The organism is Sulfitobacter sp. OXR-159, assembly GCF_034377145.1.
Taxonomy (GTDB): Bacteria; Pseudomonadota; Alphaproteobacteria; order Rhodobacterales; family Rhodobacteraceae; genus Sulfitobacter.
Map to the genome: position 1 here is coordinate 3418854 of NZ_CP139707.1, position 16074 is coordinate 3434927.

The window sequence follows — 16074 nt, forward strand, 5'->3', positions numbered from 1 at the left end:
CCTTAACTCCGCCGCAGCAGATAGATATCCATGATCCAGCCATGCGCCGCACGGGCCGCGGCACGCGTGGCGATGATATCTTCAGTCACCTCGGCCAGTGGGCCATGGCGGATGATCTCTTCAGTCATGCCGACATAGGCCCCCCACCAGATCTCCACACCCGCTGGGTCCAGCGTCTGAAAAGCGCAATCCCCATCAAGCATGATCACCAGCGTATCGACCCCCTCGGGCCAGCCGTGGTCGCGCAGCTGCCGCCCGGTTGTCACCATGAAGGGCGCACCGATTTCATTGAGCGGGATCGCATGAGACGCGGTCAGCCCTTGCAGCGAGGTGATGCCGGGGATCACCGTCATGCGCGGTGCAGGATCCAGCCGCGCGGCGATGCGCAGGGTGCTGTCATAGAGCGACGGATCGCCCCAGACCAGCAGCGCCACCCGCCGCGCCGTTGGATGCTGCGCTATTGCCGCGCGCCAGGCATCCGCGATCGCGTCATGCCACTGGTCGACGCGGGCGCGATACTCCTCAATCGCGGGGTCACGCACGGGTAGGTCGAAGCCGACGATCTGCACCGCCTCATTGGTCAGCACCTCGTCGCAGATACTGCGCCGGAGACCTGCCAAATCGTCCTTGCCCGCCCCCTTTTGCGGGATCAGGATCAGGTCTTGCGCGTTCATCGCCCGGATCGCTTGCAGCGTCAGATGCTCAGGGTTGCCGGTGCCGATGCCGATCAATGTCAGTTCCAGATCAGTCATCCCGGTATCCTCGCGATTGCCTTCAAACGCAGCCCGCCGAGCACCCGCGCGTCGGAGAATTTCCCATCAGAAGAGGCGGCATAGAGCGTCACGAAACGGCGCAGATCATCCATGTCCGCTTCCGTGATCTCTCCGAACAGATAGGCCACCTTGCCCGGCGCGCGAAAGGCAACCGTCTGCGCCCGGGTGCAACCTGACATACAGTCGATGCCCTCGATCTCCACATCAGGCAATCCGGCGCGCACCACGTCCAGAAAACCACCATCGGCGGTGCAGGAGGTGCAGACGAAAGCCTTCACGCCTCGAACTCGGCCAAAGGCCCGTAAAAGATCAGCGCGGGCGTGGTGCTGCTGGCAGTCTCCAGATGGCGCGCCAGAGTTTCGATGGTAAAGCGCTGCACCTTCTCCGCCGGAGTCGAAACCGCCTCGGCCAGCAGCGCGGGCGTGGTGCCGGGCAACCCGTGTTCGATCAGCCGCGCGGCAAGCCCGGCAAAGGTGCGTTTGCCCATATAGACCACGGTGGTCGCCATCGGATCGGCCAAGGCGGCCATGTTCACATCACTCGGCAGTTCGCCAGTCACATCTGCGCCGGTAATGAATTGCACCCGCCGCGCCGTCATGCGGCGGGTCAGCGGGATGCCTGCGGTCGCGGCGGCGGCGGAGGCGGCGGTCACGCCCGGCACGATCTCAAAAGGAATATCCGCTGCCCGCAGCGCGATGATTTCTTCTTCCAGCCGCCCGAACATGCCGCTGTCACCGGACTTCAACCGTACAACGTTCAACCCGGCCCGTGCATGATCGACCAAGACCCGGCTCACATGGTCTTGCTTGGGCGAGGCGCGCCCGGCCCGTTTGCCCACGCCAATGAGGTCCGCATCGGGCCGCGCGTGCTCCAAGATCGGGCCTGCGCTCAAATCATCAAACAGCACCACATCAGCCGCTTGCAACCGCGCCACGGCCTTGACGGTCAGCAGGTCCGGATCGCCCGGCCCGGAGGAAACGAAGGAAACGAAGCCCCCCATCACAGCGCCGCAATCATGTGAAAGAACGTCCCCGTGGCGCGCCCGCCGCCCGCGAACTCACGCACCGAACCAGTCTCGGGCACCTCAAGGTCATTGGCATCGGTGATCCGGGCCAACGGCGCGTCGGGTTCTGCAAGGATCGTGGCATAGTGGAACTCATGGCCCCGCAACTCCGCCCGTGCGGAATGGCCGGGGATCGGCGCGTTAAGATCGGCCTGACGGTAACCCAGATGCATCTTGCGCTTGGCGAAAGAGGTCTCCAACCCCAGAAGCCCTGCCATCTCGTGCCGCGCCCCTTCTTTGTCGATGATACCTGCACCCATCGCCATATAGCCCCCGCATTCGCCGTGCACGGGGCGGGTTTCGGCAAAATCGCGCAGCCCTTTGCGAAAATGCGCAGCGGCGGCGAGTTTGCCTGCGTGGAGTTCAGGGTAGCCGCCCGGCAGCCAGCAGCAGTCGGCGCTGTCGTCGGGGGCTTCATCCGCCAGCGGGGAGAAGGGCAAAATCTCTGCCCTCGCCGCGCGCCAACCGGCCAGCAGATGCGGATAGACGAAGGCAAAAGCGTTGTCCTGCGCCAGCGCAATGCGCTGTCCGGGCGGGGTGATCTGTGCGGGCGCGGGCGGGTTCTGCAAGGTGCCCCGCGCGGCGGCCCGAAGCGCCGGGATATCGACATGGGCCGCGACGAAGGCTGCCGCCTGCCCCAGTAGATCGGGCAGGTTTTCCTGCTCTCCCGCCTGCACCAGCCCGAGGTGACGCTCGGGCATTTCGATCTCAACCCGGCGCGGCAGAGCACCGAAAACCTTGATGCCCACAGCCTCCATGCCAGCGCGGACCAAGGTCTCATGCCGGGGGGAGGCGACGCGGTTCATGACCACGCCTGCCAATTCTACATCAGGCCGCATCTCGCGAAAGCCAAGCGCCGTGGCCGCGACCGACTGCGCCGCACCCGACACGTCGAGCACCAGCACCACCGGCCAGCCCATCAGCGCCGCGACATCGGCGCTGGCGCCATTGCCACAGGCGCCGGGCTTGGCCACACCGTCAAACAGCCCCATCGATCCTTCGCCGAGGATCAATTCAGCGCCATCGGCATTGCCGACCAGCCCTTCAATCCGCGCGCGGTCCATCGACCAACTGTCGAGGTTGAAAGACGCCCGACCCGAGGCCGCCGTGTGAAAGGCCGGATCGATGTAGTCCGGTCCGCTCTTGAACGGCTGCACCGCGACACCTTCGGCACGCAGCGCGGCCAGCAGGCCGAGCATCAAGGTCGTCTTGCCCGTGCCGGAAGCGGGGGCGGAAATCAGTAGGCCGGGGGGGATCATGATGAGGTCTCCGGGAAACGCGGCTCGGCCCCGACGGGGCGGAAGCGGCGGTCATAGTCGGCAGCATAAAGACGGCTTTCGCCGAAATCCTCAGCGCCAAGGGCATGGCCCACGAGGATCAGCGCGGTACGGGCCATCTCCTCGCCCACTTCGGTGCGCAGGGTCGAAAGCGTCGCCTTGACGATGCGTTGATCGGGCCAGCTTGCGCGCCAGACCACGGCGACCGGGCAATCGGCCCCGTAATGCGGGGTCAGGTCTTCGACGACCTTGTCCAGCACATGGACCGACAGATGGATGGCCAGCGTCGCCCCGGTGCGGGCAAAATTGGCGAGCGTTTCCCCTTCGGGCATCGCGGTGGCGCGTCCCGAGGTGCGGGTGAGGATGACCGATTGCGCCACGCCCGGCAGGGTCAGTTCGGCGCCGAGCTCGGCAGCGGCGGCAGCAAAGGATGGCACCCCCGGCGTCACGTCATAGGCGATGCCCATCTCGCGCAGGCGGCGCAACTGTTCGCCCATCGCGGACCAGACCGACAGATCGCCAGAATGCAGCCGCGCCACGTCATGCCCTGCGGCATCGGCGGCGGCGATCTCTTCCATGATGTCGTCCAGCGACAGCCGCGCGGTGTTGACGATCCGCGCGCCTTCGGGGCAATGGCTTAGCAGCGCTTCGGGCACCAGCGATCCGGCGTAAAGGCAGACCGGGCAGGCCGCGATCAGGTCGCGTCCGCGCAGGGTGATAAGATCCGCCGCCCCCGGCCCCGCTCCGATAAAATGTACAGTCACGGTGTTTTTCCTTTCGTCTCGGCAATCGCCGCTGTGGCCATGGCATCGCCTGAAACGACGCGCTCGGCAACCAATACGGCTCCCGGTCCGGCGGCGGCCAATGCGGCGGCTTCCGAGAGTGACCCGGTGCCGAAGCGGTCTTCGATCCGGGCCGATTGCGTGGGGGTTATCATGCGGGCCAAATCCTCGGTGGTGATGCCCAGCCCCGGCACGCCGAGTTCTTGGGCAAAGTCGCGAAACACGGTCGCGCGCGCCTTTGCCGCCTCGGTCACCAGCGCGTCAATCTTAAGGCCGTCGGGGTTTGCCCGTGCCAGCGCATCGCGCAATGACGCCACGCTTGCCGCGCCCCGAAATCCGATCCCGGCCATCCTCATAGTGTCACGCTCCATTGTACTACGGGCCGCAGGGGCTGCCAGCCGCGCATCGTGCCAAGCGGGGCGGCCTGCGCCAGTTCGATCCGCAAAAGACTGCCCCCATGCGCCGCGTGAAGCTGCGCCAAGAGCGCCTCGGTTTCCAGCGTCACCCCATTGGCGACCAGCCGCGTGCCTGCTGGTAACGCAGGCAGCAGGGCATCGTAAAGCGCCGCGTTGCCGCCGCCGCCGACGAAGACCACATCAGGCAAGGGATGCCCCGCCCAAACCTCCGGCGCGCGGCCATGGGTGACCTGCATCCGGGCGTTCAGGCCGAAATCTGCGATGTTGCGGGTGATGTTTTCCACCCGCGCCGCGTGCTGCTCAAAGGCGATGGCGCGACCACCGGCGAGGCAGAATTCGACCGAGACCGAGCCGCTGCCTGCGCCGATGTCCCACAGCAAGTCGCCTTGCCGGGGGGCGAGCGCCGACAGCGTCAGCGCCCGCACCGGCGCTTTGGTAATTTGCCCATCGCTGGCAAAGCTGTCATCCGGCAGGCCGGGCGCGCGCGGTAGGCCGATGCCGTCGGGCAGGTCCACCCCAACGGCCACGGGCGCCTGCACATCCGTCAGATCATACCCATCGGCCTGCACCGCGCGCAGCCGCGCGTCAGAGCCGCCAAGCCGTTCGGCCACATGCATCTGCGCCGTACCTGCGCCCTGTTCGCAGAGAAACCGCGCCAGTGCTGCAGGCGCATCCCCATCACGTAGCAGGCAAATCATCCGCCCCTTGGGACGCAACGCAGCGCGCAATTGCGCCAGCGGTGCCGCGTGTAGCCCGTGGCAAGTGACCTCCTCAAGCCGCCAGCCAAGCGCATTGGCCACCAGCGAGAATGTCGAGGGCGCGGGCAGGCTGCGCCATTCGCTCGGGTCCAGCGCACCGACGATGCTGCCGCCCGCGCCAAACCAGAAAGGATCGCCCGACACCAGCATCGCCACCCGCTTGCCGCGCTCGGCCAGCACCGGCTTAACTGAGAAAGGCACCGGCCAAGCCCGCCCGCGCGTGCCTGCGCTTGCCCGTTCCAAGTGACGCGGCCCGCCAAAGATCACCTCGGCTCCAGCCAGCGCCGCGCGGCTTGCCGGGGGCAAGGCATCCGCGCTATCGTCGGGCATTCCGATGATGCTGAGCCAAGGGTCACCCATTATGCGCGTCCTTCTTTTGGGTGGCACCACCGAAGCCAGCGCCCTGGCGCGCGCCTTGGTCAAAGCCGAGATCGACGCGGTGTTTTCCTATGCCGGGCGCACCGACAGCCCCGTGGCCCAGCCCCTGCCCACCCGCGTCGGCGGGTTTGGCGGCGTGGCCGGGCTGGTGGCCTACCTCAAGGCCGAGGCGATCACACATGTCGTCGACGCCACCCATCCCTTTGCCGCAGGGATGAGCAACAATGCCTTTGTCGCCTGCGCCCGACAAGACCTGCCGCTGGTGCGGTTCGAGCGCCCCGCGTGGGAGCCGCAGGAGGGCGACGATTGGACCTTTGTACCCGACATCACCGATCTGCCCGCCGCCCTGCCCGACAGCCCGGCGCGGGTGTTTCTGGCCATCGGCAAGCAGCAACTGGCGCTTTTTGCCGCGAAACCGCAGCACCGCTACCTGCTGCGCCTCGTCGATCCGCCGTGCGACCCGCTGCCGCTGCCACGGGCAACGGTCGTGCTGGCGCGGGGTCCGTTCGACGTGGCGGGCGACACCGCGCTGATGCAGACCCATGCGATCACCCATGTGGTCGCCAAAAACGCCGGCGGCAGCGGCGCGCGGGCCAAGCTGGATGCCGCCCGCGCGCTTGGCCTGCCGGTGATCCTGGCCGACCGGCCCGTCCTGCCGGGCGAGGTGGCCGCCAATGATGTGACCGAGGTGATGCATTGGCTACATCATACCGCGCTGCGCGGCGTATAGACATAGCGCCCAACCCGGCGCGTCGCTGAATTGCCGACGATTACCACGGTGCGCATATCCGCCATTTCCGGTGTGGCCTCGCCCAATGTGACGGTGTTGAACGCCTCGTCGGGTGTGGTAACGGCGCGAGCAAAGGTGATCAGCCGATCCGGCCCGCATTCGGCGCGCAGAATGTCCAGCACTTCGGCAAACTGATGGGGCCGCGACTTGCTGCGTGGGTTGTAGAAGGCCATGGCGAAATCCGCCCGCGCGGCCATCCGCAGACGGTGCTCGACCATCGTCCAAGGCTTAAGATTATCACTGAGGTTGATCGCACAGAAATCATGACCCAAGGGCGCGCCAAGGCGTGCCGCCGCCGCCAGCATTGCTGTAATGCCGGGAAGCACGCGGATGTCGACACTCTCGAACGCCGGATCCCGCTCAACCGCCTCGAACACCGCCGAGGCCATGGCGAAAACGCCCGGATCACCCGAAGACACCACCACCACTCGTGCGCCCGCCTGAGCCAATTGCAGCGCATGGGTCGCGCGGTCCAGCTCCACCCGGTTGTCCGTGGGATGCAGCGTCAGCCCGTCGCGCGGGGCGACGCGGGCGACGTAGGGGATATAGCCGATAACGTCAGTGGCCTGCGCCAGCGCCTCAGTCACCTCTGGCGTCACAAGCGCGTCGTCACCGGGGCCGAGGCCCGCGATATGAAGGATGCCGCTCATGTGTCTGCCTCCGGCCTGCGGCCTTGGCCATGGACCAAGACGATCGCGAAATAGGGGCAATCGTCGTCGGCCACTTCGGAGAGTTTCGCCACCCGCTGATCCGGCATGGTGCCACGCTCCACCAGCCATGCGTCGTCCAGCTTGCCCGCCGCCGCGAGTGCTCGGCGCACAGTTGGCAGGTTGCGGCCCGTCTTCATCACCACCAGCGCATCGGCGCGTTTCATATGCTCAGTCAATTCGGCCTCAGGCAAAGTGCCCATCAGCACAGTCATCACGTCATCACCCCAAGTGAAGGGCGTATCCAGCGCGTTCCAGCAGCCCACCATACCGGGGATCGCGGGCAGCACCTCGACCTCGGCGCGGCCCTGAAGCCGGGTGTGCAGGTGCATGAAGGAGCCGTAGAAGAAGGGATCGCCCTCACACAGCACGACCACTTCGTGATCCTGCGCCAGTGCTTCGAGCCGGTCCGCCCATTCCTCGTAAAAGGTGACCATCTGGGCGCGATACTCGGGCGAATCGAACCGCAGCTCCGTGGTCACGGGATATTCCATCGCATATTCCACTACGTCGTCGCGGAGCATCCCTTCGACGATGCGGCGCGCCTGCCCCGCGCGGCCTTTCTTGCGGAAATACGCCAAATGCCGCGCGCCGCGAATGGCACGGTCGGATTTCACGCTCATCAGTTCCGGATCGCCGGGGCCGAGGCCCGCGCAGATAACCTTGCCCATCTTCATTCCACCCTGCTTGCCAGCGCGTTCACCGCCGCCACGGTGATCGCCGAGCCGCCCAAACGCCCCTGCACGATCATCGAGGGCACTGGCAGATCCTGCATCAGCGCCTCTTTTGATTCCGCCGCGCCGATGAAGCCCACCGGGCAGCCGATGATTGCCGCCGGGCGCGGGCAGTCGGGGTCTTCTAGCATGTTGAGCAGGTGAAACAGCGCCGTCGGCGCATTGCCGATGGCCACCACCGCGCCTTGCAGATGCGGCCGCCACAGTTCCAGCGCGGCGGCGGAGCGGGTGTTGCTCATCTCGGCGGCCAAATCCGGCACTGAGGGGTCGCGCAGGGTGCAGATCACCTCATTCTCGCGTGGCAGGCGTTTGCGGGTGATGCCTTCGCTGACCATGTAGGCGTCGCAGAGGATCGGCGCGCCGTCCTCCAGCGCCGCCCGCGCGGCCACGGCCATGCCTTCGGAAAAGCGGATGTGTTCCTCCAGCCCGACCATGCCCGCGGCGTGGATCATGCGCACGGCGACGATCTCTTCTTCGGGGGTGAAACGCGCTAGCGCCGCTTCGGCGCGGATGGTGGCAAAGGACTGGCGGTAAATCTCGGCACCGTCGGTGATATAGCTATGGGGCATCGGCGGACTTTCTAAGGTAAGAGGCGATGGCGGCGGGGGTTAGCCCGCGCAGATCAGGGGCCGCATCGGCGTGGCCGTTGCGGATAAGGTCATATTGGCCCGGCGCGGTGGCGGTCAGGGTGAGGTCCGTGGCGTGCGGCGCGGCGCAGCCTTTGGCGCAGCCCGAGACATGCAGGCGTTGCCCCTTTGGCACCACGGCAGCAAGGTGCCGTGCCAGCGCGCGCGTCTCGCCCCGGCCCTGTGCGCAACCGGGCGCGCCGATACAGGCGACAACGCGCAAGAGCGGGTCGGCGGCATCGGTGATAAGGCTAGGCAAGTCGGGGAGTTCGGTGGCACCTTCGATCAGCACCATCCGCCAAGGGGTCAGGCGCAGAGGGCCGAGGTTGGCAAGGGCAGTGAGCGTTTCTGCGTCGATCTGACCAAAGGCGCAGGCGATCAGCGCCCCTGCTGGATAGAGGCCGAGCGTCGGAGTGCTGAGCCCGCTTTGCCGGGGATGGTCGAAACCCGCCGGCAGGGTCACCCCTGCATCCAAAGCGCGCGCAGCGCGGGTGGCCCCCTGCGCGCGAACCCATGCGGCCAACGCGATGGCCTCGGCCACGGCGGTATCGCGGGAAACAGGTTTGCCCAATGCCGCCCCCTCAGCACAAAGCAAAAGCTGCCCCTCCGCCGAGCGCTCAAGGCGAATGTCGGCGGGGTCTGCCTGCAACACCGGTTGCGCCCCGGCATCGACCGCATAGCCGAATTTGCTGGAGACATCGGGCAGCGCGTGGCTCTGCGCGGCGGCGGTCAGTTGCTGGGTCAGATGATCCGTATCATCGCCCGCTTGCCAGAAGGGCGTCACCATGAGGTTGCGCCGTCGCTCGGTGTGCTCGTCAGCGTCGATCAGCGCCAGCCCACGAAGCGCGTCAATCAGCCCCTCATGCCGTGCGGGATCAATCCCGCGCAGTTGCAAATTGCCCCGGTTCGACAGGTCGAGCATCCCGTTGCCATAACGCAGCGCCAGTTCTGCGACGCCACGTGCTTGGGCTGGGGTCAACCGCCCCTGCGGCACCCGGAGGCGGACCACCAGCCCATCGCCCGACAGCATTGGCCGCAGCGCGCCGGGGCACCAGCCCTTGATGACGGGGGCCGTGCTCACTCCACCCCGTCCAAAGTGGCCGAGATCGAATTGCGGCGCGTCACCCAAAGGCCCGCGTCCCGAAGCGCCGCAAAACGGTCGCGCATGGCCTGCAGCGCGGCAGGGTTTTCGGCCTCCATAAAGGCCACCAGATCATCGCGCCCCAGTGTGGCGTCGAAATAGAGATCAAAGAGATGCGCAGGCACCTCGCGGGTCAGATGCGCAAAGGCGGCGAGGTTGTCGAGCGTCGCCGCCACCTCTGCCGCGCCGCGAAAACCGTGGCGCATCATGCCGCTGGCCCAGCCGGGGTTGGCGGCGCGGGCGCGCACGACACGGGCGATCTCTTCGGGCATGGACCGCGCACGGGGGCTGCCTGCGCGGGTGTGATCAAGGTGGTACATCGCCGGTTTCTGCGCGCCCAGATGCGCCATCGCGGCGGCAAAGCCGCCTTCGTGGCTGGCATAGTCCGACGCGAGCAGGATATCGCTTTCGGCCAAGTCCTGCACATGGGCAAAACCATCGGCGCGGTGCAACTGCGCCTCCAGCGCGGCGCGGTCCTGATGCGCTTCGCCTTGGGCGTTGATCGCCCATTCGGAGCCGCTCAGCCACGCCTCCCCCGCCGCGGCGCGACCTGCGTCCGAGTAGTCTTGCAGAGCCGCTTCCATGTTCACGCCGTAAAGGCCCGGCTTGGGGCCAAAGACGCGCGGCGTGCGGGTGAGGTAGGGGTTCATATCGGGCGCTTCTTCGCGCTCGGCCAATGCTGCGGCGCCTGCCTCGAAGATCTGCCCGAGCCCCGGAAACACATCCCGGAACAGGCCCGAGATGCGCAGCGTCACGTCAATGCGCGGACGGTCCAGCAGGGTCAGTGGCAGTACCTCAAAGCCCGACACCCGCTCGCTGCCTTCGTCCCATTTCGGCGCAAGACCGGCGAGATGCATGGCCATAGCGACCTCTTCGCCCGCCGTGCGCATGGTGGCCGACCCCCAAAGATCAATCACCAGCCCGCGCGGCCAGTCGCCGTTGTCTTGCAGATGCCGCCTGAGCAGTTCTTCGGCCAGTTTCACGCCCTGCGCATGGGCGGCCCGGCTGGGCACGCCGCGCGGATCGACGGCATAGAGGTTGCGCCCCGTGGGCAGCACATCCGAGCGCCCGCGATAGGGGGAGCCGGAAGGACCAGCAGTGACGCGCCGCCCCGCAAGCGCGGTCAGCAGCCCATCCCATTCGCCTTCGCCCGCGCCAAAGATGTGGAGGCCATCGCCGTATTGGCTTTCCTTGATGTCGCAGACGAAGGCGTCGATCCGGGTCAGCGCCTCGGCCGAGGAACTGGCAGCATCGAGGCCAAGGTCATCTTCGACCCCCGCCGCCTGCGCCTCGGCGCGGATCGTGTCGACCAGCCGGTCGCGGCGCGCGGGGTCGAGCCCATCGGCGGTAGAATATTCATCGAGCAGCCGTTCCAGACGCAACAGCCCCTCGGGCGTTTCGCTGTCTTTCAACGGGGGTGGAAGATGGCCCAAGGTCACCGCGCCGATGCGCCGCTTGGCCTGTGCTGCTTCGCCCGGATCATTGACGATAAACGGATAGATCACCGGCAGATCGCCGGTCAGCGCCTCGGGCCAGCAGTCGTCCGACAGGGCCACAGCCTTGCCCGGCAGCCATTCCAGCGTGCCATGCGCGCCGATGTGCACCAGCGCGTGATGCCCCTGCGCGCGCAGCCAGAGGTAGAAGGCCACATAGGAATGCCGCGGGGTGCGAGCGAGGTCGTGATAGCTGTCTTCGCGGTCTTGCAGATCGCCGCGTTCCGGTTGCAGCGCGACCAGCGCGTTGCCGCAGGTTTGCGCGGCGAAGTGGAACGCGCCATCTTGAACCAGCGGATCATCCTCAACCGCGCCCCATGCGTCGCGAAGGTCATCGCGCAGCGTCTGTGGCAGGCTGGCCAAGGCGGCGTGGTAGTCGGCAAGCGGCCACGAAATGCGCTGTTCGGTCAGGCTCCGGCCAAAACCGATCTGCGGCGTGACGCTATAGCCCTCGCCCGCCAGCCGCATCAGCATGTCTTCGACGCTGGCCAGCGCATCAAGGCCGACCGCGTGGGCCAGTTGATCGTCCCGCCCCGGATAGGTCGAGAGCACCAGCGCCAGTTTGCGCCTGTCCGCCGGAGCCTGCGCAAGCCGTTGCCAGCCCAGCACGCGCTCTACGACCGCTGCGATGCGGGCATCTTCGGCGCGGTGGGCAAAGCGGGAATATTGCAGATCGGGGTCGCGTTTTTCTGGGCTTTTGAAGCTGACAACGCCGGTGAAAATACGGCCATCCACCTCGGGCAGGACCACATGCATGGCCAGATCGGCGGGGGAAAGGCCGCGCTCGCTTTCGTCCCAATCACGCCGCCGCGCGGTCGAAAGCGCCACTTGGAAAACCGGGCATCCCGGCGCGTCGAGCGGGGAGCTGCCGTCATCCCCGCGCCCCGAAAAGGCGGTGGCGTTGACGATGGAAACGGGGTTCATCGCGGCGAGCGCGTCGCCCAAAAAGGCCCGCGCGGGATCGGATTTCAGCGATGGCACAAACAGCCCGATGGCATTCAGCCCTGCGGCACGCAACGCGCGGATCAGTGCATCGACGGGCGCGGTATCGGCGGCGAGAAGGTAGCTGCGGTAGAAGGTGACAGCGACGGTATCGCCTGCCGCATCGGCAAAGGTGACCACGCCCTGATCGGGGTCGTAATAGCCACAATCAGGCACCGTTTTGGCGCCCATCACCGGCCCGGCATAGAACCCCGCCGCCAGTGCCATCTGCGCCAGTGCGGCCTGTGCCGCGACCGGGCCGCCCGCGTCACAGAGATGCGCAAGACGGCGAAGCGTGGAAACCGGCAAAGTCGAATGGGCGTCCAGCCCCGGATCCTCGCGCCCATCGGCAGGCAACACGGCCAGCGCGATGTCATTGCGGCGGGCGAAATCTTGGACCTGCATGATGCCGTAGGGCCAATAGTTCTCGCCCCCGATGAGGCGGATCAGGATGCCCTTGGCCCCGGTCAACGTCTGTTCGATGTAGTTGTCGACCGACGCAGGGTGCCGCAACGCCACAAGGTTGCACAGCCGCAAGGTGGGAAGCTTGCCCTCCTTGCCGCCGCCGCGATGCCAGCCTGCCGCGAAAGCGCCAAGGTCACTGTCGGAAAACGACAGCACCACCAGATCGGCGGGCGTTTGACCCGGATCATAGGGGGTGTCGGTATCCTCCAACCCGTGGCTTTCGCGAAAGACGACATGCATGCGCGGTTAGGCTCCCAATACGTCGCGGATCGCGGCGAGGTTGATGTCGTCATGTTCGGCGATGACCACCAAATGCCCGGCGCGCGGATCACCGCCCCAAGGGCGGTCGAACTGCTGGCGCACCCGCGCACCCACGGCCTGCACCAACAGACGCATCGGTTTGCCCTCGACCGCGACATAGCCCTTCACGCGCAGAATGTTCTGCTCGCGCGCGAGACGCTCGATTGAGGCGACCAGCGCATCCACATCCACCACTTCCGGCATCGGGATCACCACGGTTTCGAAATCGTCATGCTCGTGATCGTCGTGGCCATCATGGTGCGAGGGGCGCGCAGCGAGGTCGTCTTCGGCAGCGGCGTTGAGGCCCAGCACGACCTTGGGATCAATCACGCCTTCGGTCATCTCAAGGATCGGGATCTCGCGCGGGCTTTCGTCTTCGATCACCTTGCGTGCCTTGGCGAGCCCTTCTGGACCGGCCAGATCGGCCTTGGACATCAAGATGATATCGGCGCAGGAGATCTGATCTTCGAACACCTCTGACAGCGGGGTTTCGTGGTCGAGGCTGTCATCGGCCAGACGCTGCGCATCTACGGCGGCGACATCGGCGGCGAAGGTACCCGCGGCCACGGCCTCGGCATCGGCCAGCGCGATGACGCCGTCGACGGTGATTTTGGACCGGATCGCGGGCCAGTCGAATGCTTTCAGCAGCGGTTTCGGCAGGGCCAGCCCGGAGGTTTCGATCAGGATGTGGTCGGGGCGCGTGGGCAGGGCCATCAGCGCTTCGATGGTGGGGATGAAATCATCGGCCACGGTGCAACAGATACAGCCATTGGCCAGTTCGACGATGTTCTCGGCTGGGCAATCCTCGATGGCGCAGGATTTCAGGATGTCGCCATCCACACCCACGGTGCCGAACTCATTGACCAACACGGCAAGGCGGCGCCTGCCTGTATTGGTCATCAGGTGGCGGATCAACGTGGTCTTGCCCGCGCCGAGAAAACCGGTGATGACGGTAACGGGAATTTTGGCGAGATCGCTCATGAGGAAGGCTCCTGCGGCAGGGTCAAAGGGGGGATACGCGCAAGGCTCTGCTTGCGAAAGATAACCGGACGTTCGCGCCATGGCACCAGCCCGTCTTGGGTGGCGGCATAGGCGGCGGCACCGGCAAGGATGTCGGCGGCGTCTTCCTTGGTCAGGCGGCCATAGACATAGGACCATTTGCCCGGCGCAGAAAGCGCCACGGCGGCCCCCTGCGAACAGGCGGAAAGACATTGTACCGGCACGATTGTTACGCCCTCGGGCGCGCCTGTGGCGTCAAGGGCGGCATGAAGCTGCGCGCCGGGGCGCGGGGCGTCTTCCTCCAGCACCTCGCCTGCGCGGCAGGTCATGCAGACATGTAGGGTTGCGCTCATTGATCTTGTCCCATCGGGTTATGCGTGCCGGGTATGCGCTCCGGCCCGTTATGAAAAGGGGAAGCGGGGCGATTATTCAACTGTCAGCACCTCGCGCGCGGTAATCGGCGCACCGTTTACCGCCAAGGGGCGGTGGTCATTGGCGTTAAGCGTGACCTCTACCGTGACCTCGCCCTTGGGCAGATCAGGCAGATGCAGCCATGGGCCGTAGAGCCGCCCGATCTTGGCACCGTTGACATAGACATGGGCATGGCCCTCGCCCGGTTGGTTGTCGCCGCTGGCGTTCTGCGGCGCAAAGGCGAAGCCTTCGGTCTCTACGAAAAGGTTATGGCCTGACATTGGGTCAGGCGTCACGCGGATCGCGAGGCTGGGGGCGTCTTCTGCGGCAAGTGTGATCGGTTGGCCGTGCATCCGCGCGTGATCCGCGCCGCCGTGGTCCATCCCGCCATGGGCGGCAGGGTCGCCATGGTCATGGCCGTCAAAGGTCACACCGTTGCTTGCGGCGATGGCAAAACCAATGCCACCGCCAAAGACCAATCCGATGGCGAATAGTGCCAGTGATCTGTCCATCTTGACCTCCCTCAGGCGCTGCGCGCGCCTTCACGTTGCCAAAAGTACCCGGCGAAACTGCCCAGCAACACCCATGCGGCAAGGCCGATGCCAAGCGCGCGGGCAGCGAACAGCGCGCCGATCTCGGTGGGCACCGGGCCGCTGAAGCTGTCGGGCTCGGGTGCACCGACGACATGCGGGGCCATCAGCAATACCGCCGCGCCGATCCACGCGCCCCAGCCCTTGCCAAAGGCCAGCAGCCAAAGCGCCACCAGCGCCGCCCCCGCCGTGGCGAACCACCAGATCTGCCGCGCGGTAATGTCTGCTGCGGCCACGCCGGGCACCTCGGGCGCAAGGCTGAACCCCGGCGCGAGGTGGAAAGCAACGAAGCCCGCCACACCCCAAAGGATGCCCCAGCGGCCATCAATCACCGCACCGCGCTCTTCGCCAAGGCTCATCGCGGCCAACAGGATCAGCGCATAGGCGGTATAGGTCAGCATGGTGAAGATCAGGCTCAGCCCATCGCGGACGGCATCAAAACCGGGCAGTTCGGGATGCGCGCTGACCGCATCGGCCCCGAAATGCACCAGCGCGCCAGTCTCATAAAGTTCGGCGTGCAGCAGAACGGGCTGCACGAAATAGAGCTGCAACAGGCCGGTCAGCAAACCGGCAGACGCCCCGGCAAAGAGGGCGGAGGTTAGGAAACGTGAAAACATCGCAATGATCCTTGGATGCGAAATGATACTCAGCGCCGCGCCAAAAGCGGGCCGAGGACATTACCCAGCCTCAAGATGTGCCAAAGCCCTCCCGACGTGGCGAACGGCGGGCGCGGGCAAAACAGCGAAAGGCAGGCATTGATAGAAAGGCAGAATCACAGACAGCCGGACTGCGGCATGGCAGTCCGGACCCCTGTGATACCGAACACGGGCGCTTAGTGGCAGGGAAAGCCTGTCGCGTGGCGCACGTCATGGGCGGCATCATGCAGTGCTGCGGCCTGCACATGGCCGGTCAGCGCCATCAAAGCCACACCCAATACGGCGGCAAACAGCGCCGGTACGAGTTTGCTGCGCGTGGCACCGGCGGTCTTAATCATTGTCGTCATCTTCATTCTCCTTACCGTCACACCCGACGGCATTTAGCGTTTCATTTGCTTGGCAGGTCTCCTGGCTCGCGGGTCGTGGCCTTTGCCCGCCTTCCCCGTCCGAATGGACAAGTGGCACGAGGGGCATTGGCTCACCGCTTACAGTCGCGGGGGCGGCTTCGGCTTCGGGGTCTTGCGACCCCTTACTGAATTCCCTTTTCGGTCCCACACCAACAGGTGCTTCTCGGGACACCAAGCGTGTTCAATTACGCATTTTCGACCCGCGTTGACAAGCCGCATTTGGCCCCTCACCCCCACTGCCGCGCGAAACGCCACGAGGCATACCGTATCTAGTAGATAAACATTGCTTGAACCCAGTATGCGGGTTGACCCAGAAGCCACGCACGG

At 65.9% G+C, this 16074-nt stretch carries 18 protein-coding genes and 1 riboswitch; of the genes, 1 reads left to right on the top strand and 17 read right to left on the bottom strand.

What is annotated here, in order from left to right:
• Positions 1-2: 2 nt before the first annotated feature.
• The 7 genes from cobF to cbiE are packed head-to-tail and all read right to left on the bottom strand — an operon-like array spanning position 3 to position 5429.
• Positions 3-752 carry a precorrin-6A synthase (deacetylating) gene (gene cobF, locus T8A63_RS17535; RefSeq protein WP_322344568.1) on the bottom strand — a complete coding sequence of 250 codons (750 nt, stop codon included), beginning with the start codon at positions 750-752 and terminating at the stop codon, positions 3-5.
• Positions 749-1051 carry a DUF1636 domain-containing protein gene (locus T8A63_RS17540; protein WP_067626900.1) on the bottom strand — a complete coding sequence of 101 codons (303 nt, stop codon included), beginning with the start codon at positions 1049-1051 and terminating at the stop codon, positions 749-751. The genes cobF and T8A63_RS17540 overlap by 4 nt, the downstream gene beginning before the upstream one ends.
• A complete protein-coding gene (cobA, locus tag T8A63_RS17545; protein ID WP_067626902.1) occupies positions 1048-1773 on the bottom strand; it encodes a uroporphyrinogen-III C-methyltransferase in 726 nt (241 codons plus the stop codon). The genes T8A63_RS17540 and cobA overlap by 4 nt, the downstream gene beginning before the upstream one ends.
• Positions 1773-3095 carry a cobyrinate a,c-diamide synthase gene (locus T8A63_RS17550; protein ID WP_322344569.1) on the bottom strand — a complete coding sequence of 441 codons (1323 nt, stop codon included), beginning with the start codon at positions 3093-3095 and terminating at the stop codon, positions 1773-1775. Before T8A63_RS17550 ends, cobA begins: the two co-directional genes overlap by 1 nt.
• Positions 3092-3877, bottom strand: coding sequence for a precorrin-4 C(11)-methyltransferase (gene cobM, locus T8A63_RS17555; RefSeq protein WP_067940164.1), 786 nt, complete (start codon positions 3875-3877; stop codon positions 3092-3094). Before cobM ends, T8A63_RS17550 begins: the two co-directional genes overlap by 4 nt.
• Positions 3874-4251, bottom strand: a complete 378-nt coding sequence (locus tag T8A63_RS17560; protein ID WP_007118245.1) for a cobalamin biosynthesis protein — start codon at positions 4249-4251, stop codon at positions 3874-3876. The genes cobM and T8A63_RS17560 overlap by 4 nt, the downstream gene beginning before the upstream one ends.
• Positions 4248-5429, bottom strand: coding sequence for a precorrin-6y C5,15-methyltransferase (decarboxylating) subunit CbiE (gene cbiE, locus T8A63_RS17565; RefSeq protein WP_322344570.1), 1182 nt, complete (start codon positions 5427-5429; stop codon positions 4248-4250). Before cbiE ends, T8A63_RS17560 begins: the two co-directional genes overlap by 4 nt.
• Between cbiE and T8A63_RS17570 the strand changes: the two genes are divergently transcribed.
• Entirely contained in the window at positions 5428-6177 is a 750-nt protein-coding gene (locus tag T8A63_RS17570; protein ID WP_322345772.1) for a cobalt-precorrin-6A reductase, read from the top strand. The genes cbiE and T8A63_RS17570 overlap by 2 nt on opposite strands.
• Here the strand turns inward: T8A63_RS17570 and cobJ are convergent.
• The 10 genes from cobJ to T8A63_RS17620 all read right to left on the bottom strand — a co-directional run bounded on the left by cobJ (position 6153) and on the right by T8A63_RS17620 (position 15687).
• Positions 6153-6887: a precorrin-3B C(17)-methyltransferase gene (gene cobJ / locus T8A63_RS17575; protein WP_322344571.1), complete on the bottom strand. Its 735-nt coding sequence runs from the start codon at positions 6885-6887 to the stop codon at positions 6153-6155. The genes T8A63_RS17570 and cobJ overlap by 25 nt on opposite strands.
• On the bottom strand, positions 6884-7615 hold the full coding sequence (locus tag T8A63_RS17580) for a precorrin-2 C(20)-methyltransferase (protein ID WP_067940177.1): 732 nt from the start codon (positions 7613-7615) through the stop codon (positions 6884-6886). The genes cobJ and T8A63_RS17580 overlap by 4 nt, the downstream gene beginning before the upstream one ends.
• Before the next feature lie 2 nt (positions 7616-7617).
• The gene (locus tag T8A63_RS17585; protein WP_322344572.1) at positions 7618-8247 is read right to left on the bottom strand and encodes a precorrin-8X methylmutase; all 630 of its coding nucleotides are present in this window, start codon (positions 8245-8247) and stop codon (positions 7618-7620) included.
• The gene (gene cobG, locus T8A63_RS17590; protein ID WP_322344573.1) at positions 8237-9385 is read right to left on the bottom strand and encodes a precorrin-3B synthase; all 1149 of its coding nucleotides are present in this window, start codon (positions 9383-9385) and stop codon (positions 8237-8239) included. The genes T8A63_RS17585 and cobG overlap by 11 nt, the downstream gene beginning before the upstream one ends.
• Positions 9382-12624: a cobaltochelatase subunit CobN gene (gene cobN, locus T8A63_RS17595; protein ID WP_322344574.1), complete on the bottom strand. Its 3243-nt coding sequence runs from the start codon at positions 12622-12624 to the stop codon at positions 9382-9384. The genes cobG and cobN overlap by 4 nt, the downstream gene beginning before the upstream one ends.
• 6 nt (positions 12625-12630) lie before the next feature.
• Positions 12631-13665, bottom strand: a complete 1035-nt coding sequence (gene cobW / locus T8A63_RS17600; protein ID WP_322344575.1) for a cobalamin biosynthesis protein CobW — start codon at positions 13663-13665, stop codon at positions 12631-12633.
• Positions 13662-14036, bottom strand: coding sequence for a DUF1636 domain-containing protein (locus tag T8A63_RS17605; RefSeq protein ID WP_322344576.1), 375 nt, complete (start codon positions 14034-14036; stop codon positions 13662-13664). The genes cobW and T8A63_RS17605 overlap by 4 nt, the downstream gene beginning before the upstream one ends.
• A 72-nt stretch (positions 14037-14108) precedes the next feature.
• Entirely contained in the window at positions 14109-14606 is a 498-nt protein-coding gene (locus T8A63_RS17610; protein ID WP_322344577.1) for a hypothetical protein, read from the bottom strand.
• A gap of 11 nt (positions 14607-14617) precedes the next feature.
• Positions 14618-15301, bottom strand: coding sequence for a CbtA family protein (locus T8A63_RS17615; RefSeq protein WP_322344578.1), 684 nt, complete (start codon positions 15299-15301; stop codon positions 14618-14620).
• 215 nt (positions 15302-15516) lie between these two features.
• Positions 15517-15687, bottom strand: coding sequence for a CbtB domain-containing protein (locus tag T8A63_RS17620; protein ID WP_082849519.1), 171 nt, complete (start codon positions 15685-15687; stop codon positions 15517-15519).
• A 33-nt stretch (positions 15688-15720) separates the two neighbouring features.
• Positions 15721-15938, bottom strand: a riboswitch (cobalamin riboswitch).
• Between the last annotated feature and the right edge of the window lie 136 nt (positions 15939-16074).

Bases quoted from the DNA above. Each gene is read 5' to 3' on its own strand.
- T8A63_RS17580 (WP_067940177.1), bottom strand. From the start codon at position 7,615: ATGGGCAAGGTTATCTGCGCGGGCCTCGGCCCCGGCGATCCGGAACTG.
- cobN (WP_322344574.1), bottom strand. From the start codon at position 12,624: ATGCATGTCGTCTTTCGCGAAAGCCACGGGTTGGAGGATACCGACACC.
- T8A63_RS17605 (WP_322344576.1), bottom strand. From the start codon at position 14,036: ATGAGCGCAACCCTACATGTCTGCATGACCTGCCGCGCAGGCGAGGTG.
- cobW (WP_322344575.1), bottom strand. From the start codon at position 13,665: ATGAGCGATCTCGCCAAAATTCCCGTTACCGTCATCACCGGTTTTCTC.
- cbiE (WP_322344570.1), bottom strand. From the start codon at position 5,429: ATGGGTGACCCTTGGCTCAGCATCATCGGAATGCCCGACGATAGCGCG.
- T8A63_RS17560 (WP_007118245.1), bottom strand. From the start codon at position 4,251: ATGAGGATGGCCGGGATCGGATTTCGGGGCGCGGCAAGCGTGGCGTCA.
- T8A63_RS17550 (WP_322344569.1), bottom strand. From the start codon at position 3,095: ATGATCCCCCCCGGCCTACTGATTTCCGCCCCCGCTTCCGGCACGGGC.
- cobA (WP_067626902.1), bottom strand. From the start codon at position 1,773: ATGGGGGGCTTCGTTTCCTTCGTTTCCTCCGGGCCGGGCGATCCGGAC.
- T8A63_RS17615 (WP_322344578.1), bottom strand. From the start codon at position 15,301: ATGTTTTCACGTTTCCTAACCTCCGCCCTCTTTGCCGGGGCGTCTGCC.
- T8A63_RS17585 (WP_322344572.1), bottom strand. From the start codon at position 8,247: ATGCCCCATAGCTATATCACCGACGGTGCCGAGATTTACCGCCAGTCC.
- cobF (WP_322344568.1), bottom strand. From the start codon at position 752: ATGACTGATCTGGAACTGACATTGATCGGCATCGGCACCGGCAACCCT.
- cobJ (WP_322344571.1), bottom strand. From the start codon at position 6,887: ATGAGCGGCATCCTTCATATCGCGGGCCTCGGCCCCGGTGACGACGCG.
- T8A63_RS17610 (WP_322344577.1), bottom strand. From the start codon at position 14,606: ATGGACAGATCACTGGCACTATTCGCCATCGGATTGGTCTTTGGCGGT.
- T8A63_RS17620 (WP_082849519.1), bottom strand. From the start codon at position 15,687: ATGACGACAATGATTAAGACCGCCGGTGCCACGCGCAGCAAACTCGTA.